Raw genomic sequence first — 19,255 nt, 5'->3', positions numbered from 1 at the left:
AGCTCCTCGCCGACCTCCACGCCGCCGGAGTCTGCAGGCTCGACACCGGCGGACACATCACCGCCGCCCAGGCCCGACGCCTGGCCTGCACCGCAAGCCTCATCCCCGCCGTCCTCGGCGGCAGATCCGAAGTCCTCGACCTCGGCCGCACCCGCCGCACCTACTCACGTGCCCAACGCATCGCCATGGCCATCAGAGACCAAGGCTGCACCGCCCAGCACTGCGACCGCCCACCCGCCATCTGCCACGCCCACCACAACACCCCCTGGGCACACGGCGGCCACACCGACCTCCACGACGGCCGACTCCTCTGCGGCCACCACCACCGACGCATCCACGACCCCGCCTACACCCACCAACACCACCCCAACGGCACCGTCACCTTCCACAGGAGGACGTGAGCAGGGGCGTCCCTACTGGTGCTGAGCGAAGTGCACTCATCTGCCGATGTTCGGACGCGGGCTCATCCCTTCTTGCGGAAGGCGAGACCCAGCAAGGAACTCAGAAGCACCTCGTCCGTGGCCGCGTCATGGCGACCGTCCCTTTGGCGCCCGTAGCCGGACGGGCCCACGAGAGTCTCCGGTTAGGCCCCCGACAACGGCCGCACAGAGCCTCCGCGGGTGAGGGTGCTGAACGCGCATCGTTGGGGCGCCGTCAGGCAAGCACCCATCCGACCAATAGGCGCCCGTGCCGAGTTCGTGCCGAGTCCGGCCGAGCCAGGTGGGTGCGCCGTTCACGAACCTTTTCGGCACGGTCAACGCTTCGTGCTGCGCAGCGACCCGAGGGTCGCTCCCGAACCGTCGGAGACGGTGCACACGACCACGCGGTCCTCGGGCCAGGCGTCCTTGATTGGAGAGAACATGGACTCATCGAGGTTGGTTGCGACGAGCGTGGATCCGACGTATCCCCTGTACGCGTTGTCGCAGCCCTCCCAGGCCAGTTGTTCGACCGTCGACTCCCCAGGCCAGTCGTGGCGCGGCAGCGTGAACGTCGCGTACACCTCATCGGTGTGCGGCACCGATGCACAGTCGACGACGTCGACTCGCACTGCGCTGTCAGGTTCCATGTCGCGCACGCAGTCGCCGACGTGCAGGTCGCTGTACTCGACCAGGCCCTGCCCGACGGGGGTCCACTTGTGCAGCAGCGCCATCGAGGCGCCGGTCACCACGAGGGCTATGACGCACACGACTGCGGACGCCCGCACCGCAGACGTCTCCGGTTGCTGCTCCTTGCCCGGGTCGCCGGTCGCGGCGCCGAAACCGTAGGTGGGCCGGGGTTCCTCGGACACGCGTGGGCTGGGCGCAGACCTGGGCGGCTCACCGGACCCGGTGTCGGTGCCGGTGTTGGCGTCGACGTGGTCGGCTTCCCAGGGCCTGACAGGGGAGCGAGCTGCGGCCGGGCGCGGGTAGGGCTGCAGCTTCGGCTCCTCGGGTGCGCCCCGACCGGCGGACTGCCAAGCGATCAGCAGCGACAAGCCCCAGAACAGCAGGCCGACGGGATCGTCGCGGAAGCTCTGGAAGTCGGCGTAGCGCACGACGATGTAGTCGGAGAGCAGCAGGCTGGCCAACGTGAAGACGACCGCAATCACCTGGAGCCAGATCCTGTGCAACCCGGACCTGGCCAGCCGCACCGACACCCCCACGGCCGCCCCCAGGATGGCCGCGGTCCATCCGAACTCGTACTCGGTTCGCACGACGAACGTCGCGTGGGCCGTCGCGGCCGCAACTGCCGCGAGGAGGCCGCACGCAAGCACGAGCGCCAACGAGCCTTCGGGTGCTTCGGGTGCCCCCGGCGTTGGCGTCTCGAGGCGGTGCGATCCGGCAGGTGTGAGGCTCCTCGTCGCAGGAAGCGACAAGGGGCTCAGGCCGTTCAGCGAGCGGCAGTGGTCGCACATCCGTGCGCGGTCCAACACCCCAAGTCGTGCGCTGGTGCTGTTGTCAGAGAAGTCGGACGGAACCCCATCCCAGATAGATGCCCAGAACAGGGACGTGCGGTGCCTTCGGCAGAGCTCGCGCAACTGCTCCTCGTCGGGTGCCTGCTCGACGCCATCCATCGCCCCTCCCTAGCCACCGCCCGGGATGCTGGGATGTGTTCAGGATGCTCTCTCCGCGGCCATGACAACAGAGGAATCGTGCGCGCGGGGTAGACCGCACGAGGTTGCCCACAAACGGGCCGACCGCGCTCTTCGTAACGAGATAGCCCAGCCATCCCGCTACCGGAAACACGAGCAGCGCGATGACGAGAAGCCGAGCGACTACGCGCTTCCTAGTGCCCGATCTGCTGGCGCACGCAAGGCCTTGCCTCCGCATCTCACCCAGTCACGCGCTCTTCTCGCGATGGCCCCAACAGTCTCGACTGTCACGACGTGATCGTTGCAGGAGGGAGGTCGAAGCGCACTCACATGCCGCGATCCGGAGCGTCTTCCTCCCACCCACGAACGCCCGCCTACGAGTCGAAGCCCAGCCCCAGCTTGTCCATCGCCTTGAGCCAGAGGTTCTCCCGGCCACCGTTGGCGTCCGCGCGGGCCAGGGAGCGGCGGGTGGCCTCGATGCCGGCCCAGCGGATGGGCTCGGGCGGGAACGGGACCGGCTTCTTGCGGACCATCTCGAGGCGGGTCCGCGGGGTGTCCTGGCCGGCGAGCAGGTCGAGCACCACGTCCCCGGCGAACCGGGTCGCGCTCACACCGAGTCCGGTGAAGCCGAGGGCGTAGCCGACGCGACCGGCCATCGCGGTCCCGTAGAAGGCGGCGAAGCGGGTGCAGGTGTCGATGACGCCACCCCAGGCGTGGGTGAACCTGAGCCCGGAGAGCTGCGGGAAGGTCGCGAAGAAGTGCTCGGCCAGGACCTCGAAGGTCTCCGGGCGCTCGTCGTACTCCGCCGAGATCCCGCTGGCGTAGTGGTAGATCGCGTCGTACCCGCCCCACAGGATGCGGCCGTCGCGGGTGGTGCGGAAGTAGTGGAACTGGTTGCCGGCGTCGCCGATGCCCTCGCGACCCTCCCAGCCGATCGAGGCCCGCTGCCCGGGTGTCAGCGGCTCGGTCATCAGCGCGTAGTCGTAGACCGGCACCGTCATCAGCCGCAGCCGGCGCAGCAGGGACGGGTACGCGTTGGTGGCGAGCACGACGCGCTGGGCCTGGACCCGCTCGTCCCGTGCGTGTACGGCGACCCCGGACCCCGCTCGAGCCAGGGAGGTGATCGGCGTCTGCTCGGCGATGCGTACGCCGGCGCGCAGGCAGGCGTCGCGCAGTCCCCACGCCAACCGGGCCGGCTCGAGGATCGCGGCGTCCGGGTCGTGCATGCCGGCCAGGAAGGTCGGCGAGTCGACCCGCTCGCGCAACGAGTCGGCGGGGAGCCAGGTCGTGGCCATCCCATGCGCCCGGGTCTCGTCGTACTCCTCCCGCAGCGGCGCGACCTGGTGGTCCTGCGTCGCCACCGCGAACGAGCCGGCGCGCACGAAGTCGCAGTCGATGCCCTGCTCCTGGATGGTCCGCTCGATGCCGTCGAGGTTCTCCCGGCCCATCTCGAGCATCTGGTCGAGCTCAGCCGGCCAGCGCGCGAGCCCGTTGCCGAAGCCGTGGGTCAGGCTCGCCTCGCAGAACCCGCCGTTGCGCCCACTGGCCGCGTGCCCACACGTTTCGCCTTCGAGCAGCAGCACCGAACGGTCGGGATCGCGCTCCTTGGCGAGCAGTGCGGTCCAGAGTCCGAAGTACCCGCCCCCGACGACGACGAGGTCCGCAGAGTCAGGCCCTTCGAGCTGGCCCAGCCCGGGCAGCGCGGCAGGACGCTCCGGGTCGTCGAGCCAGTACGGCGTGGGGCTGGCCCCCGTCAGGGACTCAGCGGCCTGGGACGGGGAGACACCAGAGCTCACGCGAGGGCCTTCTCCTGCCGCCGCCGGTTGATCTCGGCCCCCACCACGATCACGATCGAGATGATGAACATCAGGGTCCCGATCACGTTGACCTGCATCGGGACACCTCGTTGGGCGACGCCCCACACGTACATCGGGAACGTGGTCGTGTTGCCGGCGTTGAGGTTGGTGATGATGAAGTCGTCGAAGGACAGCGAGAACGACAGCAACGCCGCGCCGAGGATGCCGGGGAACACCAGCGGGAAGGTGATCCGCCGGAAGGTCTGCGCCTCGGTGGCATAGAGGTCCATCGCGGCCTGCTCGAGGTTGTTGTCGAGTCCCGCGAGCCGGGCTCTCACGGTGACCACCACGAACGACAGGCAGAACATGATGTGCGCGATCAGGATCGTGCCGAAGCCGAGCTGCCCACCGAAGCCGGAGGCCACGAACAGCGCGAGCAGCGAGGAGCCCATCACGATCTCGGGCGAGGCCATCGGCATGAAGATGATCAGGTTGGCCGCTCCCCTGCCCTCGAACCGGTGCCGGACGAGCGCGAAGGCCATCAGGGTGCCGAGGACGGTCGCCACGATGGTGGCCAGCAGACCGATCTCGATGCTGCGGCGTACGGCGTGGCACATGCTCGGGTCGGCACACGGGTGCAGCCAGTTCTGCAACGTGAAGGCGTCGAACTTGTAGACCAGCTTGCTGTCGGGCTTGTTGAAGCTCATCAGCACGACGACGGAGATCGGGATGAACATGTACACGATCACGAGCAGCCCGCCGATGAGGACGAGGTGGGCCTTGAGCCAGCGGCTGAAGCGCTGCCAGGACGAGTTCACAGCAGGTCCTCCGTTCCCGCGCGGCGGACGTAGAAGAGCACCATCACCAGGATCAGCAGCATCAGGATCACCGAGAGCGCGCCGGCCGCCGGGTAGTCGTTGGCCTTGGTGAACAGGTCCTGGATCACGTTACCGATCATCCGCTGCTTGGGACTGCCGAGGAGCTGGGCGTTGATGTAGTCACCGACGGCCGGGATGAAGGTGAGCAGCGTGCCGGACACCACGCCGGGCAGCGACAACGGCCAGGTCACCTTGAAGAAGCCGACGGCCGGCCGGGAGTACAGGTCGCTGGAGGCCTCGATCAGGCGGTGGTCGATCTTGTCGATGCTGGCGAACAGGGGCAGCACCATGAACGGCAGGAAGTTGTAGACGAGCCCGGCGATCACGGCGACCGGGGTTGCAAGCAGACGACCGTCGGCGCCGACGATGTGCAGGAACTGCAGGGTGTTGACGATGAAGCCGTCGTCGCGCAGGAGCAGCTTCCACGACAGCGTCCGCACCAGGAAGCTGGTGAAGAACGGCGCGATCACCAGCACCAGCATGAGGTTCTTCCAGCGACCGGACTTGAAGGCGATGGCGTAGGCCAGCAGGTAGCCCAGGACGAGACAGATGAAGGTCGCGACCGCGCCGTACACCAGCGACCGGACCAGTGGTGACCAGTAGTCCTGCAGGGCGTGCCAGTAGTTGCTGAACGCCCAGGTCATGTCGTAGCCCTGGAGCACCGACCCGTCCGGGTCGTAGAGGCTGGTGGCGACCAGCGAGTAGAGCGGAAGCACGAAGAAGACGATCAGCCACAGGCCACCCGGGAGCAGCAGCCAGTAGCCGGTCAGCTTGCGCTTGGGGCTGTGCTCCTGCGGCTCCGGGTGCGGGGATGCCCCGGTTGTCTCGGCAACGACCGCAGCGGTCACGACGCTGCGTCCTCCTTGTCGACACCGGCGGTCGCATCCTGGTTGTGGTCGAGCAGGAAGGAGTACTCCGGTCGCCAGGAGATGTCGACGCTCTCGCCCTGGCGGAACAGCCGTCGTCGCCCGGTGTTCTGCTCGAAGACCTGGATCTCCTGTCCCCACGGCATCCGGACGAGGTACTGCGTGCTGACCCCGACGAAGCTGACGTCGCTGACCACGCCACCCGGGATGCTGCTGCCGGGCGCGTCGAGCGACTCGCCGACCTCGGCGATGAGCACCTTCTCGGGGCGGATCCCGACCCAGCCCAGCTCGCCGTCGGTGCCGCTCACGTGGGCCCGCTCGGTCGGGATGGAGGCGATGGTGCCCTGCATGTCGACCTTGACGACGTCACCCTCACGTCCGCGGACGGTGCCCTCGATCAGGTTGGACTGGCCCAGGAAGTTGGCCACGAAGGTGGTCTGCGGGTTGTCGTAGAGCTCGGCCGGGGCCCCCATCTGCTCGATCACCCCCGCGTTCATGACCGCGATGGTGTCGGCCATGGTCATGGCCTCCTCCTGGTCGTGCGTCACGTGCACGAAGGTCAGCCCGACCTCGGTCTGGATGCGCTTGATCTCGATCTGCATGGCGCGCCGGAGCTTCAGGTCGAGAGCGCCCAGGGGCTCATCCAGCAGCAACACCTCGGGACTGTTGATCAGGGCCCGGGCGAGGGCGACGCGCTGCTGTTGCCCACCGGAGAGCTGAGCCGGCTTCTTGCGGGCCTGGGTGTCGAGCTCGACGAGGTCGAGCATCTCGCGGACCGCCTTGTCGACCTCCTTGCTCTTGCGGCGCCGCAGGCCGAAGGCGACGTTCTCGTAGATGTCGAGGTGCGGGAACAGCGCGTAGTTCTGGAAGACGGTGTTCACCGGGCGCCGGTAGGGCTTCTCCCAGGTGATGTCCTTGCCGCTCAGGGTGATCGTGCCCGAGGTGGGCGTCTCGAGACCGGCCACCATGCGCAGCGTCGTGGTCTTCCCGCACCCGGACGGCCCGAGCAGGGCGAAGAAGGACCCGGTGGGTACGTCGAGGTCCAGCGACTTCACGGCCGTGAAGGCTGCGAACTGCTTGGTCAGGCTGCGGAGGCGCAACCCCTCGTAACTCTCGACGCCCGACCGGGTCGGGGCTTCAGCCACCTGTGACATCGGAAAACTCTCCTTCGTACTTCTGCGACTGCTTCTCGTCGAGCACCATGAAGTCGAACGTGTTCTTGAGGTCTTCCTCGCTGGGGAAGATCAGTGGGTTGTCGACGAGGGTGTCGTCGATCTTCACCATCTCGTCGCGAGCGCCCTCGACCGGGCAGATGTAGTTGACCCAGGCGGCCAGCTTCGCGGCCACCTCGGGTTCGTAGTAGTAGTCGATCCACTTCTCGGCGTTGCCCTCGTGGGTGGCCTTGTTGGGCACCAGCATGTTGTCGCTCCAGAGCGACAGGCCCTCCTCGGGCACCACGAACTTGATGTTGGGGTTGTCGTACTGCGCCTGGATCACGTCGCCGGACCACGCCTCGCAGGCGACGATGTTGCCCGCGGTGAGGTCCTGGATGTACTCGTTGCCGGTGAACGCCCGCACCTGGCCGGCCCTGACGGCCTTGTGCAGCTCCTCGATCGCCTTCTCCCACTCGGCATCGGTGAACTTGTCAGGGTCGGCGCCGACGACCTTGAGCATGAACGCCATCGTGTCGCGCATCTCGGAGAGCAGCGTGATCTTGCCCTTGAGCTCGGGCTTGGTGATCAGCTCCTGGAAGCTGCCCACGCCCTTGATCAGCTTGGAGTTGTAGGCGATGCCGGTCAGCCCGCTCTGCCACGGCGCCGAGAAGTTGCGGTCCTTGTCCCAGGAGCGCCCCTGCAGCGGCTTGATCAGGTTCTTGTGCAGGTTGGGGACCTTGTCGGCATCGATCGGCTGCACCCAGCCGAGGCCGATCATCTTCGCGGCCATCCAGTCGGTCAGCACCATCAGGTCGCGCCCGATCGGCTCACAGCCGCCGAGCTGGTTGCGCACCTTGGCGAAGAACTCGGCATTGTCGCTGACGTCGTCGGTGTAGTCGACGCTGACGCCGGTCGCCGCCTCGAAGTCCTGGAGGGTGTTCTTCTGCTTCTTCGTGGCGGGGTCGATGTAGGCCGGCCAGTTGGAGACCACCAGCTTCTTCTGGGTGCTGGACAGATCGTCGGCGAAGCACTTGGCGGGGTCCTGCACCTGCGAGGGTGAGCCGAACAGCGGGAGCACCGCGAGGCTTCCGACCCCGAAGGCGGCCACACCGCCCGCCTTGAGGAAGGTGCGCCTGCTGGGGCCTGCGCCTGCCGAGCCTGTGTTCCTGCCGACCACCCGGACTCCTCCCGTTGACGGGGGTACCTTCGCACGGAGGGTGGTCCTCGGACAAGGGATTCCGTTGCGACGACACACGAACGCCACGGAACCGTTACAGCGGAGGTAGTCCAGGAACGGTTTCTTGCGTCTGAACGGGCCTGGACGCTTGCCATCCACGTGCCTGTGCCACCACGATTGCCCGATGGGCGACAAGGCTGCGAACGGGAACCGGACCCCCGTGCTCGACGACGTGTCCAAGTCCATCATCGAGCAGCTGCAGCAGGACGGTCGCCGGTCCTACGCCTCCATCGGCAAGGCGGTCGGGCTCTCCGAGGCGGCGGTACGCCAACGGGTGCAGCGCCTCACCGAGGCCGGCGTGATGCAGATCGTGGCGGTCACCGACCCGCTCCAGCTCGGCTTCGGGCGGCAGGCCATGGTCGGCATCCACGTCGACGGCGGCATCCAGCCGGTGGCCGACGCCCTGGCGGCGATGGACGAGGTCATCTACGTGGTGATGACGGCCGGCACCTACGACGTGCTGTGCGAGGTGGTCAGCACGGGTGACGAGGAGCTGCTCGACCTGGTCTCGGGCCGCATCCGGGCCGTCCCCGGCGTACGCACCACCGAGACGTTCGTCTACCTCAAGCTGGCCAAGCAGACCTACTCGTGGGGCGTCCGCTGACCGACTACCGCTCGCTCTCGCTGTGGCACGCCACGGTCGACGACGACTTCACGCCACGCCCGTCGCTGCCCGGCCCCGCGTCGTACGACGTCGCGATCGTCGGCGCCGGGCTGACCGGCCTCTGGACTGCCTACTACCTGCACCGGGCCGACCCGACGCTGCGCATCGTGGTGCTCGAGGCCGAGGTGGCCGGCTTCGGCGCCTCGGGCCGCAACGGCGGCTGGTGCAGCGCACTGTTCCCCACCTCGTGGCAGAAGCTGGTCGCCGCCTCCTCGGAGGACGGCGCCAGACGGATGCTCCGGGCCATGCAGGAGACGGTCCGCGAGGTCGGCCGGGCCGCGGCGGCCGAGGGCATCGATGCCCACTTCCACCAGGGCGGCACCGTGACGCTGGCCAGCTCGCAGGTGCAGCTGGAGCGGCTCCGCGGCGAGGTCGCGAGCGCGCATGCCCGCGGGTTCACCGAGGAGGACGAACGCCTCCTCGAGCCCGACGAGGCGTCCGCGATGCTGGCCGCCGACCCGGTCCTGGGTGGCACGTTCACTCCGCACTGCGCCGTGATCCACCCGTCGCGACTCGTGCGCGGCCTGGCTCGGGTGGTCGAGGCGAGCGGGGTGCCCCTCTTCGAGCACACCCGCGTGCAGTCCATCGCGCCCGGCCGGGTGGAGACCGACTTCGGCACGGTCCGGGCCGAGATCGTGCTGCGCGCGACCGAGGGCTACACCGCCCAGGTGGCCGGGCTGCGCCGGGCGGTGGTGCCGGTGTACTCGCTGATGGTCGCGACCGAGCCGCTGACGGACGAGATGTGGGAGACCATCGGGCTCGCCGACCGGCCCTCGTTCACCGACGCCCGCCACCTGATCATCTACGGCCAGCGCACGGCCGACGGCCGGCTCGCCTTCGGCGGTCGCGGTGCGCCGTACCACTACGGCTCCCGCATCCAACCGTCCTACGACGCGGCGCCGCGGGTGTTCCACGAGCTGCGCACCGTGCTGCGCGAGATGCTGCCGCAGCTGCGCGGGGCCGAGTTCACCCACCAGTGGGGCGGTTGCCTCGGCATCACCCGCGACTGGTCCGCCTCGGTCGGGCTGGACCGGAGCACCGGCCTCGGCTGGGCCGGCGGGTACGTCGGCGACGGCGTCGCCACCACCAACCTGGCCGGTCGCACGCTCACCGACCTGGTCACCGGGGGCGACAGCGACCTCGTGACACTGCCCTGGGTCGGCCACCGCAGCCGATCCTGGGAGCCGGAGCCGCTCCGCTGGCTCGGCATCAACGCCGGACTGCGCACGATGTCCTTCGCCGACGTCGAGGAGCGCTGGACCCACCGGCCGAGCACCGTGGCCCGCCTGATGGCGCCCCTGACAACCGGCCACTGAAGCGCGACCCTCGCCCGGAAAGCCGCCACCGCACCGCGCTCTGCGACTATGGTTTGCCGGGGACTCGGGCAGTCCGGGAGGCAATGGTGATCAAGGGTGAGATGGACCGGGAGGACGACCATCCCCTCGTGAACCGGCGTCCCGTCCGCAACCCGCTCGACCCCGTGTCGAAGTCGATCATCGAGATGCTGCAGGTCGACGGCCGCCGCGCCTACGACAGCATCGCTGCCGAGCTCGGCATCAGCGAGGAGTCGGTCGTCCAGCGGGTCGAGCAGCTGACCGACTCCGGGGTCATCCAGATCACCGCGGTGTCCGACCCGCTCCAGCTCGGCTTCGCGCGTCAGGCCATGCTCGGCATCACCACCGAGCGCACCCTGACCAAGCAGGTCGCCAAGTCCCTGGCCGAGATCCCCGACGTCGTCTACGTCGTCCTCACCGCCGGCGGTTTCGACATTCTCGTGGAGGTGGTCGGCGAGAGCGACGCCCACCTGCTCGAGCTGGTCACGGCGCAGATCCGGCCGATCGCCGGGGTGGTGTCGATCCACACCTTCCTCTACCTCGAGCTGGAGAAGCAGACCTACACCTGGGGCGTGCGCTAGCTCTTCGCGTCCTCCACGTCGATCTCGTGCTCGGCGTACCACTTGCGAATGACCTTCTTGTCGAACTTGCCGACGCTGGTGCGCGGCACCTGGTCGATGAAGGCCCAGGAGTCGGGCAGCTGCCACTTCGCGAAGTCCTTGCTCAGGAACTCGCACAGCTCGGCGGCGGTCAGCGTCGCACCCTCGCGTACGACGACCGAGGCCAGCGGCCGCTCTCCCCACTTCTCGTCCGGGATCCCGATGACCGCCGCCTCGACGACGTCGTCGTGCGCCATCAGGGCGTTCTCGAGGTCCACCGAGGAGATCCACTCGCCGCCTGACTTGATCACGTCCTTGGCCCGGTCGGACAGGCGGATGTAGCCGAGCTCGTCGATCGAGCCCACGTCGCCGGTGCGCAGCCAGCCGTCGTGGAACTTCTGGTCCACCTCGGGGTCGTCGGAGTTGTAGTAGCCACCGGTGACCCACGGGCCGCGCACCTCGAGCTCGCCCACGGCCGTGCCGTCCCACGGCTGCTCGCTGCCGTCGTCGGCCACGATCCGTCCCTCGACGCCGCAGGCGACCCGGCCCTGGCTGCCGCGGTAGGTCCACTGCGCGTCGCCGTCGGCGCCGACCGGCGGCAGCCCGGCCGACGCGACCGGAGACGTCTCGGTCATCCCCCACGCCTGCAGCACGAGCAGGCCGTGGCGCTCCTCGAGCGCCTTCTGCAGGGAGACGGGCACGGCGGAGCCGCCGCACAGGATCAGACGAAGGGAGTCGGGCTTCTTGCTGGGGTCCTTGTCGAGGTAGCCCAGCACGTCGTTCCACACGGTCGGAACGGCGCCGGAGACGGTCGGCTTGCTCTCGTTCATGAACCGGCACAGCGGCTCGGCCTGGAGCCAGCGGTCGGGCATGCACAGCGAGGCGCCGGACATCAGGGCGGCGTAGGCCAGGCCCCAGGAGTTGGCGTGGAACATCGGCACGATCGGCAGCACCCGGTCGTGGAAGCTGATCGAGCCGATGTTGCCGGTCGTGACCATCTGGGAGTGCAGCCACGCCGACCGGTGGCTGTAGACGACGCCCTTCGGGTTGCCGGTGGTGCCGCTGGTGTAGCACATCGCCGCGGCCGAACGCTCGTCCACGTCGGGCCACTCGAACTCCTCGGGCTGGTCGGCCAGCAGGTCGTCGTAGAGCAGGACCTCCTTGCCGCTCTCGCGCAGCGAGTCGAGGTCGGCCGACGCGGCGTCGGGGCCGGCGACGATCACGTGCTGGACCGTCTTCATCTCCGGCAGGTGCGGAGCCAGCAGACCGACGAGCGAGTCGTCGACGATGACGATCTGGTCCTCGGCGTGGTTGGCGATGTAGACGAGCTGCTCCGGGAACAGCCGGATGTTGAGCGTGTGCAGCACCGCCCCCATCGACGGGATGGCCAGGTAGGCCTCGAGGTGCTCGGCGTTGTTCCACTGGAAGGTGGCCACCCGCTGGTCACTGTCGATCCCCAGCGAGCGCAGGCCGTTGGCCAGCTTCGCGGCACGCTTGCCCAGCTCGGCGTAGGTCTCGCGGCGGGTGCCGTCGGCGGTGGCGGTGACGACCTCGGAGTCCGCGTGGACGGTGGTGCCGTGCTTCATCAGGCCGCCGATGGTGAGCGGGAAGTCCTGCATGGTGCTGCGCATGGGGGTCGCCTCCAGGGTTGCGGTGTGTCGCCCCGAGCCTGTCCTACCGGCCAAGCGATATCCAGACCCGGTTCACTAGTGTCGGGGCATGCGTCCACGACGGCTCCGCCGGCTCGACGGGTTGAACGTGTTCATCACCGGGGCCGCGAGCGGCATCGGCCGGGCCACGGCCGAGGCGGTGGCCGCGGGAGGCGGTCGGTTGTTCCTCACCGATGTGCAGGCCGAGCCGCTCGCTGCGGCTGCAGCGTCGATCCGGGAGCGAGGCGGAGAGGTGGTGCACGCCGACCCGGTCGACCTGACCGACCATGACGGCGTACGACGACTGGCGCGGCGGGTCACCGAGGACCACGGCGCGATGGACGTGGTGATGAACGTCGCCGGCATCTCGGCCTGGGGCACCGTGCAGTCGCTCTCCCACGAGACCTGGCGCCGGCAGGTGGAGGTCAACCTGATGGGTCCGATCCACGTCATCGAGGAGCTGGTCCCGCCGATGGTCGAGAGCGGCCGCGGGGGCCACCTGGTCAACGTCTCGTCGGCCGCGGGGATCATCGGGATGCCGTGGCACGCGGCGTACAGCGCCAGCAAGTTCGGCCTCCGCGGCGTCTCCGAGGTGCTCCGCTTCGACCTGGCGCGCCACGGCATCGGGGTCTCGCTCGTGTGCCCGGGCGCGGTGCATACCCCGCTCACCGACACCGTGCAGATCGCGGGCGTCGACACCACCGGTCCGCGGTTCCGCAAGGCGCAGGCCAGGTTCCACGAGCGCGCGGTGTCTCCGGAGACCGCGGCCGAGGCGATCCTCACGGGCGTACGACGCAACCGGTACTGGGTCTACACCTCCCCCGACATCCGGCTGATCCACGCCGTGCAGCGGTACTGCCCACCGGCGTACTCCCTCGCGATGCGGGTCCTCAACCGCAGCGCCAACCGTGCCCTCCCCGAGGTCGGCCGTGCCCGCCGGGCCGAGGCATGAGTTCACCCCACATGAGCACCCCCCGCATCTCCCCCGGCGGCCTGCGCGAGCTCGGCCTGCCGATCTGGGCCTTCACCCGTCTGGCCGGGCGCGTGACCCGTACCGACCCGCCGCGGATCTTCACCACCCTCGGCCGCCACCACGGCCTGTTCTGGGGCTGGTTGCACTTCGCCGGCAAGCTGATGCCCGGGGGCAGGCTGCCCCGGATCGACACCGAGCTGGTGATCCTGCGGGTGGCGGCCGTCCGCGGCAGCGACTACGAGTTCAACCACCACGCCCTGCTGGGACGACGAGCCGGCCTGGACGCTGGCGACATCGAACGAGTCCGCTCGGGGGCTGACGCCGCCGGCTGGGACGACCGCCAGTCGCTGCTGCTGCGCGTGACCGAGTCACTACTCGACCACCGCGACCTCGACGACGCGCTGTGGCACGAGCTGCGCGCCGCGGAGGACGAGCGCACCTGCATCGAGCTGCTGATGCTGGTGGGCCACTACGACATGCTCGCCACGACCCTGCACACCCTGAGGGTGCAACCGGAGGACCACCACTGAGATGACGTTCACCACCAGGCCCACCCTCGAGGGCACGTTCGGCATGGTCTCCTCCACGCACTGGCTGGCCTCGCAGTCCGCGCAGCGGATGCTCGAGCTGGGCGGCAACGCCTTCGACGCCGCCGCTGCCGGGGGCTTCGTGCTGCACGTCGTCGAGCCGCACCTCAACGGTCCCGGCGGGGACCTGCCGGCGATCGTGGCGACCGCGACCGACCCGACCCCGCGCGTGCTGTGCGGCCAGGGACCGGCCCCGGCGGGTGCGACGCGCGAGGCCTTCGCCGCCATGGGTCTCGACCACGTCCCCGGCTCTGGTCCCCTGGCCGCAGCCGTGCCCGGCGCGGTGGACGCGTGGCTGCTCCTGTTGCGGGACCACGGCTCGCTGCCGTTGGCGACCGTCCTCGAACCGGCCATCGGCTACGCCCGCCACGGTCATCCGCTGCTGCCCCGGGTCGCCGCGACCATCGACCGGATGCAGGAGCTGTTCCGCGAGAGCTGGACGACCTCGGCCGACCTGTGGCTGCGCGACGGGCGGGTCCCGCGGGCAGGCGAGCTGTTCGCCAACCCCGTCTACGCCTCGGTGCTCGAGCGGCTGGTCGAGGCGGCCGAGGATGCCGGCTCCGACGTGGCCGCGCAGGCACAGGCGGCTCGCGACGCCTGGGCGTGCGGCTTCGTCGCGGAAGCGGTCGAGGCCTTCCGCGGCACCGCCTGGCGACACTCGGGGGGCGAGGTGCTGCCCGGACTGCTGGGCGGCGACGACCTCGCGGCCTTCTCGGCCACCTGGGAGGAGCCGGTCTCTGCGGAGTGGCACGGCGTGCAGGTCGCGAAGACCGACCTCTGGGGCCAGGGACCAGCGCTGCTGCAGGTGCTGGCGATGCTCGACGTGCTCGGTCCGCAGTCGCTCGACCCGGACACCGCGGAGAGCATGCACGCGATCGTCGAGTCGTGGAAGCTGGCGATGGCCGACCGCGAGGCCTGGTTCGGCGACCGGAGCCCGGTCTCGGTCGAGGAGCTGCTGGCGGCCGACTACGTGGCCGAGCGGGCCGCCCTGGTGGGGGCGGTCGCCGATCTCGGCGCACGACCAGGGGCGCCGGGTGGCCGCGAACCTCGACTGGCCCAACACGTGCAGCGCCTGGTCGCCGGAGAGGACACCGGCCGTTCGGCCGACGTGACCACCGGTGAGCCGACGGTGCAGCGCGACGGCACCGTCAGCGGCGACACCTGCCACATCGACGTCGTCGACCGCTGGGGCAACATCATCTCGGCCACGCCGAGTGGCGGCTGGCTGCAGAGCTCCCCCACGATCCCGGAGCTCGGCTTCTGCCTCGGCAGCCGGGCCCAGATGTTCTGGCTCGACGAGGGGTTGCCGGCCTCGCTGGTGCCCGGCGCCCGACCGCGTACGACGCTCACCCCGACCCTCGTCCTGCGCGACGGCGTGCCGGTGCTGGCGTGCGGGTCTCCGGGCGGCGACCAGCAGGACCAGTGGCAGTCGCTGTTCCTGCTGCGCCACGTTGTCGGCGGCCTGGACCTCCAGGAGGCGATCGACGCCCCGATGTTCCACAGCACCAGCTTCCCGGGCTCCTTCCACCCGCGCGAGATGGAGCGGGGCGTGCTGGTCGTCGAGGACCGCGTCCCCGACGACGTCCTCCAGTCGCTCCAGCAACGCGGCCACGTCGTGATGACCGCCGGGCCGTGGGACCTCGGCCGGATGTGCGCCGTCAGCCGCGACCCCGCCACCGGCGTGCTCCGCGCCGGCGCCAACCCTCGCGGCATGCAGGGGTACGCCGTCGGGCGCTAGCTAGGACTTGCGGGGTTCGGGGGGCACCATCACGGCGTTGAGGGCGAGTGCCTTGGTGCGGTCGCCCTTGACCTTGAGGGCTCCGGTCAGCACTCCCCGCACCGGGTGCAGCTGACCGGTCGCCAGGCGCAGGAAGTCCGCGCCCTCGACCGTGATGGTCGCGTCGCGCCGCTGTCCCTCGGGCGGGCTGGTCTCGATGGTGCACGTCCCGTCGGCGACGTGCACGACGTAGCGGTCGACCTCACCATCGGCGCGACCACCGATCCGGAAACCGACGGACAGCTTCAGCTCCGCGGCCTTCTCGGCGTCGATGAACTCGGGGAAGCGGCGGAAGACCTCGGCGAGCACGATCGGCCGGAAGCCGCCCGACATCACCGCCCGCATGTGCTTGCCGGACGTCGTGGCCACGGCGGTCGCCACGTCGACCGGGTCCAGGGCGCTGGGGTCGACGGCCGGCTGACCGCTGCCGGGGACCGTGAAGACGCTGCCGACCGCCAGGGCCAGCATCGCGTCGCCGTCGATCGCCAGCCCGGCACCGAGGTAGAGCAGTGCGGCGTTGGACTGGCCGGTCACCAGCCGGACGAAGTCGACGATGTCGGCAGCGATGGTCACGTCGGGAGCGGCGCCCTCCTCGAGGGTGACGGTCCCGGCGTCGAAGCGGACGGTGTGCCTCTCGACGTCCTTCTTCGACCGCGCCAGCTCGAAGCGCACCACGCCGGTGATCTCGGCCAGCCGCTCCGGGTCGGCGAACTCCGCGAAGCGGTCGAGGATCGCGACCACTCCCTCGGCCCGGAAGTGATCGAGCTCGATCAGCGAGCGCAGCTCGCCGTCGCTGGCCGAGCGGATCACCTCGGTGATCTCCAGGACGTCGGAGGTGCGGAAGAAGGCGTTCAGCTCATCCGCGGACATGGCGGCGAAGCGGTCGGTGACGTCGGACAAGCTCGGGACTCCCGTCGGGTGGCTGCTGCTGCGACGTTAACGCGGCAGGTGCGTGCGGGGAGCCATCCGGGGTCCGCGTCGTGGGCGGGACAGTCCGGCGAGCTCCACGAGTCGCTGTACCCGGTGTCGGTGTCCGGCATACGGCTCGAGGAGCACGGCCAGTCCGTCGTCGTCGACCGGCTCCCCTGTCAGCACGTAACCGATGTTGGCGGGGATGTGGTAGTCGCCGAAGCTCACGGCGTCGGCGTCGCCGAGCGCCCGGAAGCGCACCTCGGCGCTGGTCCACACCCCGATGCCGGGCAGGGTGCGCAGCCGGCGGTCGAACTCGACCGGCTCCTGGCGACCGGCCCGTTCGAGCGACGATGCGACTCGCGCCGCGTGCTGGATCGGGCGCGACCGGGCTCCGTCGACGGGCAGGCGGAGCCACTCCCAGGACGGGACCGCGCGCAGCTGCTCGGGAGTCGGCTGGATCCACAGCCGCACGGGCGGATCGGCATCGCTGGGAGGTCCCGGCGCGCGCTCACCGAAGCGCCGGACCATCCTCTGGAACGCCCCGAGCGCCTCCTGCCCGGTGACCTTCTGCTCGATGATGGTCGGCACCAGCGACTCCATCACCAGGTCGGTGGCGCCCAGCCGCCAGTGCGGGTAGCGACGCCACGCGTCGGCGATCGGCTTGTGCAGCGGCGTGAACCCGGCCGGGTCGTCATCGGCGCCAAGCATCCGCGGCAGCCGGTCGAGCACCCACTCGGCGCCGGCACCCCAGGCCTCGCCGGTCACCGTGCCGTCGGCAGGGTCGGACTCGAGCCGCAGGGTGGCCGGTCCGTCGGGTGTGCGGATGCCGCGCCAGATCGCGCCGTCCGGCGTACGTCGGTAGGTGGGGTCGCCGGGCCCACGGCGATGGTGGGAGAGCACGAGTCCCACCGGGCACGGCCACTCCGGTCGCCACACCCGGGTGCGCGATGCGGAGACGGTGGTGCCCATGGCCGCAGAGTATGTCGGCAGCGGCTGACACCATGACGGGCATGTTGCTCGCCAGGCTCGTGGAGGTCTCGACAGCCGTCGCCGCCACCCGTTCCCGACTCGAGAAGCGCGACCTGATCGCCGACCTGCTGCGTGAGGCTGCCTCGACAGGAGGGGCCGACGAGATCGACATCGCGGCGTCGTACCTCTCCGGCACACTGCGCCAGCGCCGCACAGGCGTGGGCTGGCGTGGGCTCGCCGACGCGCCCACCCCGGCCGGCGAGCCCTCGCTGACTCTCAGCGAGGTCGACTCGGTGCTCGAGGAGATCAGTGCGCTGTCGGGTTCCGGGTCAGCGAGCGCTCGCAAGTCGGCCGTGGCAGCCCTGTTCGGTCGGATGACCGGTCCCGAGCAGGACTACCTGCGCAACCTGATCACCGGCAACGTCCGTCAGGGCGCCCTCGACTCGGTGATGCTCGACGCCATCGCGACGGCCGCCGACCTGCCGGCGAAGGCCGTGCGCCGGGCGGCCATGTTCAGCGCCCCGACCGGGCCGATCGCGGTCGCGGCGCTGATGGCGGGAGAGGCCGCGCTCGAGGAGTTCAGCATGCTCGTGGGGCGGCCGGTGCGGCCCATGCTCGCCGCCTCGGCGCCCGACGTGACCGCCGGTGTGGAGAAGGTCGAGGGTGAGTTCGCCGTCGACACCAAGCTCGACGGCATCCGGATCCAGGTGCACAAGCACGGCGACGAGGTGTCGGTGTTCACCCGCAGCCTGGAGGAGATCGGCTCCCGGCTGCCCGAGGTGGTCGCTGCGACCCGCACGCTCGAGCCCACCGACCTGATCCTCGACGGAGAGGCCATCGCGCTCGACGAGACCGGCCGGCCGCGCCCGTTCCAGGAGACCGCGTCGACGACGTCGACGAAGGCCGGGGCCACCGGCATCCAGCCGTTCTTCTTCGACCTGCTCCTCCACGAGGACGAGTCGCTGATCGAGGCGCCGACCCGCGAACGACTCGCCCGGCTGGACTCTTCAGTCCCGGAGAGCCTCCGGGTCCGGCGGCTCGTCACCTCCTCGGCCGACGACGCCCAGGAGTTCTTCGCCCGGGCCGTCGCCGACGGCCAGGAGGGCGTCATCCTCAAGCGCCTCGATGCGCCGTACGACGCCGGCCGTCGTGGTTCGGCCTGGGTCAAGGTCAAACCCCGGCACACCCTCGACCTCGTGGTGCTCGCCGTCGAGTGGGGCAGTGGTCGCCGTCAGGGCTGGCTCTCCAACATCCATCTCGGCGCCCGCGATCCCTCGACCGGGGGCTTCGTGATGCTGGGCAAGACCTTCAAGGGCATGACCGACGAGATGCTGGCCTGGCAGACCGAGCGGTTCACCGACCTGGCCACCTCGCCGACCGACGGATCGTCGTACGTCGTGGAGCTGCGGCCCGAGCAGGTCGTGGAGATCGCCTTCGACGGCCTCCAGCGATCGACCCGCTACCCCGGCGGCCTGGCGCTCCGGTTCGCCCGGGTGCTGCGCTATCGCGACGACAAGACCGCCGACGAGGCCGACACGATCGAGACGGTGCGCGAGCTCGGCGGCGTCACGGCCGTGGGCTGACCAGCGGCGGTCTACTGGCTAGGACCGCCTGGTGACCCGTGGCGGTACTCGCTGCCCTCGCGCGGCTTCGGCAGGTACCGCGTTGTGTGGCCGTCCTCCGGCAACCCTCGAGAGCTACGGCGCTTCAGGTCGAAGTAGAACGCGACACACAGCACGACGACGATGACGCCGGCGAAGAAGATGACCAGGGACACGATGCGCTCCTC

At 69.8% G+C, this 19,255-nt stretch carries 18 protein-coding genes; 8 read left to right on the top strand and 10 right to left on the bottom strand.

What is annotated here, in order from left to right:
• Window positions 1-401: HNH endonuclease signature motif containing protein (locus H976_RS0117015; RefSeq protein ID WP_027862520.1), on the top strand; the 401-nt coding region annotated here is incomplete at its 5' end.
• 353 nt (window positions 402-754) lie between these two features.
• On the opposite strand, the gene H976_RS0117010 is transcribed toward H976_RS0117015, so the two are convergent.
• The 6 genes from H976_RS0117010 to H976_RS26955 all read right to left on the bottom strand — a co-directional run bounded on the left by H976_RS0117010 (window position 755) and on the right by H976_RS26955 (window position 7,942).
• Window positions 755-1,693, bottom strand: coding sequence for a septum formation family protein (locus tag H976_RS0117010; RefSeq protein ID WP_231388970.1), 939 nt, complete (start codon window positions 1,691-1,693; stop codon window positions 755-757).
• Window positions 1,694-2,445: 752 nt separating this feature from the next.
• Window positions 2,446-3,867 carry an FAD-binding oxidoreductase gene (locus H976_RS0117005; protein ID WP_027862518.1) on the bottom strand — a complete coding sequence of 474 codons (1,422 nt, stop codon included), beginning with the start codon at window positions 3,865-3,867 and terminating at the stop codon, window positions 2,446-2,448.
• On the bottom strand, window positions 3,864-4,685 hold the full coding sequence (locus H976_RS0117000; RefSeq protein WP_027862517.1) for an ABC transporter permease: 822 nt from the start codon (window positions 4,683-4,685) through the stop codon (window positions 3,864-3,866). The genes H976_RS0117005 and H976_RS0117000 overlap by 4 nt, the downstream gene beginning before the upstream one ends.
• Window positions 4,682-5,593: an ABC transporter permease gene (locus H976_RS0116995; RefSeq protein ID WP_027862516.1), complete on the bottom strand. Its 912-nt coding sequence runs from the start codon at window positions 5,591-5,593 to the stop codon at window positions 4,682-4,684. Before H976_RS0116995 ends, H976_RS0117000 begins: the two co-directional genes overlap by 4 nt.
• Entirely contained in the window at window positions 5,590-6,765 is a 1,176-nt protein-coding gene (locus H976_RS0116990; protein WP_051276951.1) for an ABC transporter ATP-binding protein, read from the bottom strand. Before H976_RS0116990 ends, H976_RS0116995 begins: the two co-directional genes overlap by 4 nt.
• Window positions 6,749-7,942, bottom strand: coding sequence for a spermidine/putrescine ABC transporter substrate-binding protein (locus H976_RS26955; protein ID WP_036226957.1), 1,194 nt, complete (start codon window positions 7,940-7,942; stop codon window positions 6,749-6,751). Before H976_RS26955 ends, H976_RS0116990 begins: the two co-directional genes overlap by 17 nt.
• 184 nt (window positions 7,943-8,126) lie before the next feature.
• On the opposite strand from H976_RS26955, the gene H976_RS0116980 reads away from it, so the two are divergent.
• From H976_RS0116980 to H976_RS0116970, 3 genes are all read left to right on the top strand, one after another.
• The gene (locus tag H976_RS0116980) at window positions 8,127-8,606 is read left to right on the top strand and encodes an Lrp/AsnC family transcriptional regulator (protein WP_027862514.1); all 480 of its coding nucleotides are present in this window, start codon (window positions 8,127-8,129) and stop codon (window positions 8,604-8,606) included.
• The gene (locus H976_RS0116975; RefSeq protein WP_231388969.1) at window positions 8,591-9,982 is read left to right on the top strand and encodes an FAD-binding oxidoreductase; all 1,392 of its coding nucleotides are present in this window, start codon (window positions 8,591-8,593) and stop codon (window positions 9,980-9,982) included. The genes H976_RS0116980 and H976_RS0116975 overlap by 16 nt, the downstream gene beginning before the upstream one ends.
• A 128-nt stretch (window positions 9,983-10,110) precedes the next feature.
• Window positions 10,111-10,581, top strand: a complete 471-nt coding sequence (locus tag H976_RS0116970; protein WP_027862512.1) for an Lrp/AsnC family transcriptional regulator — start codon at window positions 10,111-10,113, stop codon at window positions 10,579-10,581.
• On the opposite strand, the gene H976_RS0116965 is transcribed toward H976_RS0116970, so the two are convergent.
• The gene (locus tag H976_RS0116965; RefSeq protein WP_027862511.1) at window positions 10,578-12,230 is read right to left on the bottom strand and encodes a long-chain fatty acid--CoA ligase; all 1,653 of its coding nucleotides are present in this window, start codon (window positions 12,228-12,230) and stop codon (window positions 10,578-10,580) included. The two genes, H976_RS0116970 and H976_RS0116965, sit on opposite strands and share 4 nt — an antisense overlap.
• A gap of 88 nt (window positions 12,231-12,318) precedes the next feature.
• Here H976_RS0116965 and H976_RS0116960 point away from each other — a divergent pair, with 88 nt between their 5' ends.
• Genes H976_RS0116960 through H976_RS0116950 form a run of 3 tightly spaced genes read left to right on the top strand, consistent with a single transcriptional unit; the run spans window position 12,319 to window position 15,546 of the window.
• Window positions 12,319-13,200, top strand: a complete 882-nt coding sequence (locus H976_RS0116960; RefSeq protein ID WP_027862510.1) for an SDR family oxidoreductase — start codon at window positions 12,319-12,321, stop codon at window positions 13,198-13,200.
• Between the two features lie 11 nt (window positions 13,201-13,211).
• Complete coding sequence (locus tag H976_RS0116955) at window positions 13,212-13,751, top strand: carboxymuconolactone decarboxylase family protein (protein ID WP_027862509.1); 540 nt, start codon at window positions 13,212-13,214, stop codon at window positions 13,749-13,751.
• 1 nt (window position 13,752) lies between these two features.
• Window positions 13,753-15,546, top strand: a complete 1,794-nt coding sequence (locus H976_RS0116950) for a gamma-glutamyltransferase family protein (protein WP_027862508.1) — start codon at window positions 13,753-13,755, stop codon at window positions 15,544-15,546.
• On the opposite strand, the gene H976_RS29010 is transcribed toward H976_RS0116950, so the two are convergent.
• Complete coding sequence (locus H976_RS29010) at window positions 15,547-16,485, bottom strand: SCP2 sterol-binding domain-containing protein (protein ID WP_051276950.1); 939 nt, start codon at window positions 16,483-16,485, stop codon at window positions 15,547-15,549.
• A gap of 36 nt (window positions 16,486-16,521) precedes the next feature.
• Complete coding sequence (locus H976_RS0116940; RefSeq protein WP_027862507.1) at window positions 16,522-17,466, bottom strand: DNA-3-methyladenine glycosylase; 945 nt, start codon at window positions 17,464-17,466, stop codon at window positions 16,522-16,524.
• A 41-nt stretch (window positions 17,467-17,507) separates the two neighbouring features.
• Here H976_RS0116940 and H976_RS0116935 point away from each other — a divergent pair, with 41 nt between their 5' ends.
• Complete coding sequence (locus H976_RS0116935; RefSeq protein ID WP_027862506.1) at window positions 17,508-19,049, top strand: ATP-dependent DNA ligase; 1,542 nt, start codon at window positions 17,508-17,510, stop codon at window positions 19,047-19,049.
• 11 nt (window positions 19,050-19,060) lie between these two features.
• Here H976_RS0116935 and H976_RS0116930 read toward each other — a convergent pair whose 3' ends face one another.
• Window positions 19,061-19,243, bottom strand: coding sequence for a hypothetical protein (locus tag H976_RS0116930; protein ID WP_027862505.1), 183 nt, complete (start codon window positions 19,241-19,243; stop codon window positions 19,061-19,063).
• Window positions 19,244-19,255: the final 12 nt, after the last annotated feature.

This window comes from Marmoricola sp. URHB0036 (assembly GCF_000426045.1).
In the GTDB taxonomy this organism is placed as follows: Bacteria; Actinomycetota; Actinomycetes; order Propionibacteriales; family Nocardioidaceae; genus Marmoricola.
The sequence above is the reverse complement of the archived record's forward strand: the minus strand, read 5'-3'. Positions and strand labels throughout refer to the sequence as shown.

Bases quoted from the DNA above. Each gene is read 5' to 3' on its own strand.
- H976_RS0116990 (WP_051276951.1), bottom strand. From the start codon at position 6,765: ATGTCACAGGTGGCTGAAGCCCCGACCCGGTCGGGCGTCGAGAGTTAC.
- H976_RS0116980 (WP_027862514.1), top strand. From the start codon at position 8,127: ATGGGCGACAAGGCTGCGAACGGGAACCGGACCCCCGTGCTCGACGAC.
- H976_RS0116965 (WP_027862511.1), bottom strand. From the start codon at position 12,230: ATGCGCAGCACCATGCAGGACTTCCCGCTCACCATCGGCGGCCTGATG.
- H976_RS0116960 (WP_027862510.1), top strand. From the start codon at position 12,319: ATGCGTCCACGACGGCTCCGCCGGCTCGACGGGTTGAACGTGTTCATC.
- H976_RS0116955 (WP_027862509.1), top strand. From the start codon at position 13,212: ATGAGCACCCCCCGCATCTCCCCCGGCGGCCTGCGCGAGCTCGGCCTG.
- H976_RS0116950 (WP_027862508.1), top strand. From the start codon at position 13,753: ATGACGTTCACCACCAGGCCCACCCTCGAGGGCACGTTCGGCATGGTC.
- H976_RS0116940 (WP_027862507.1), bottom strand. From the start codon at position 17,466: ATGGGCACCACCGTCTCCGCATCGCGCACCCGGGTGTGGCGACCGGAG.
- H976_RS0116935 (WP_027862506.1), top strand. From the start codon at position 17,508: ATGTTGCTCGCCAGGCTCGTGGAGGTCTCGACAGCCGTCGCCGCCACC.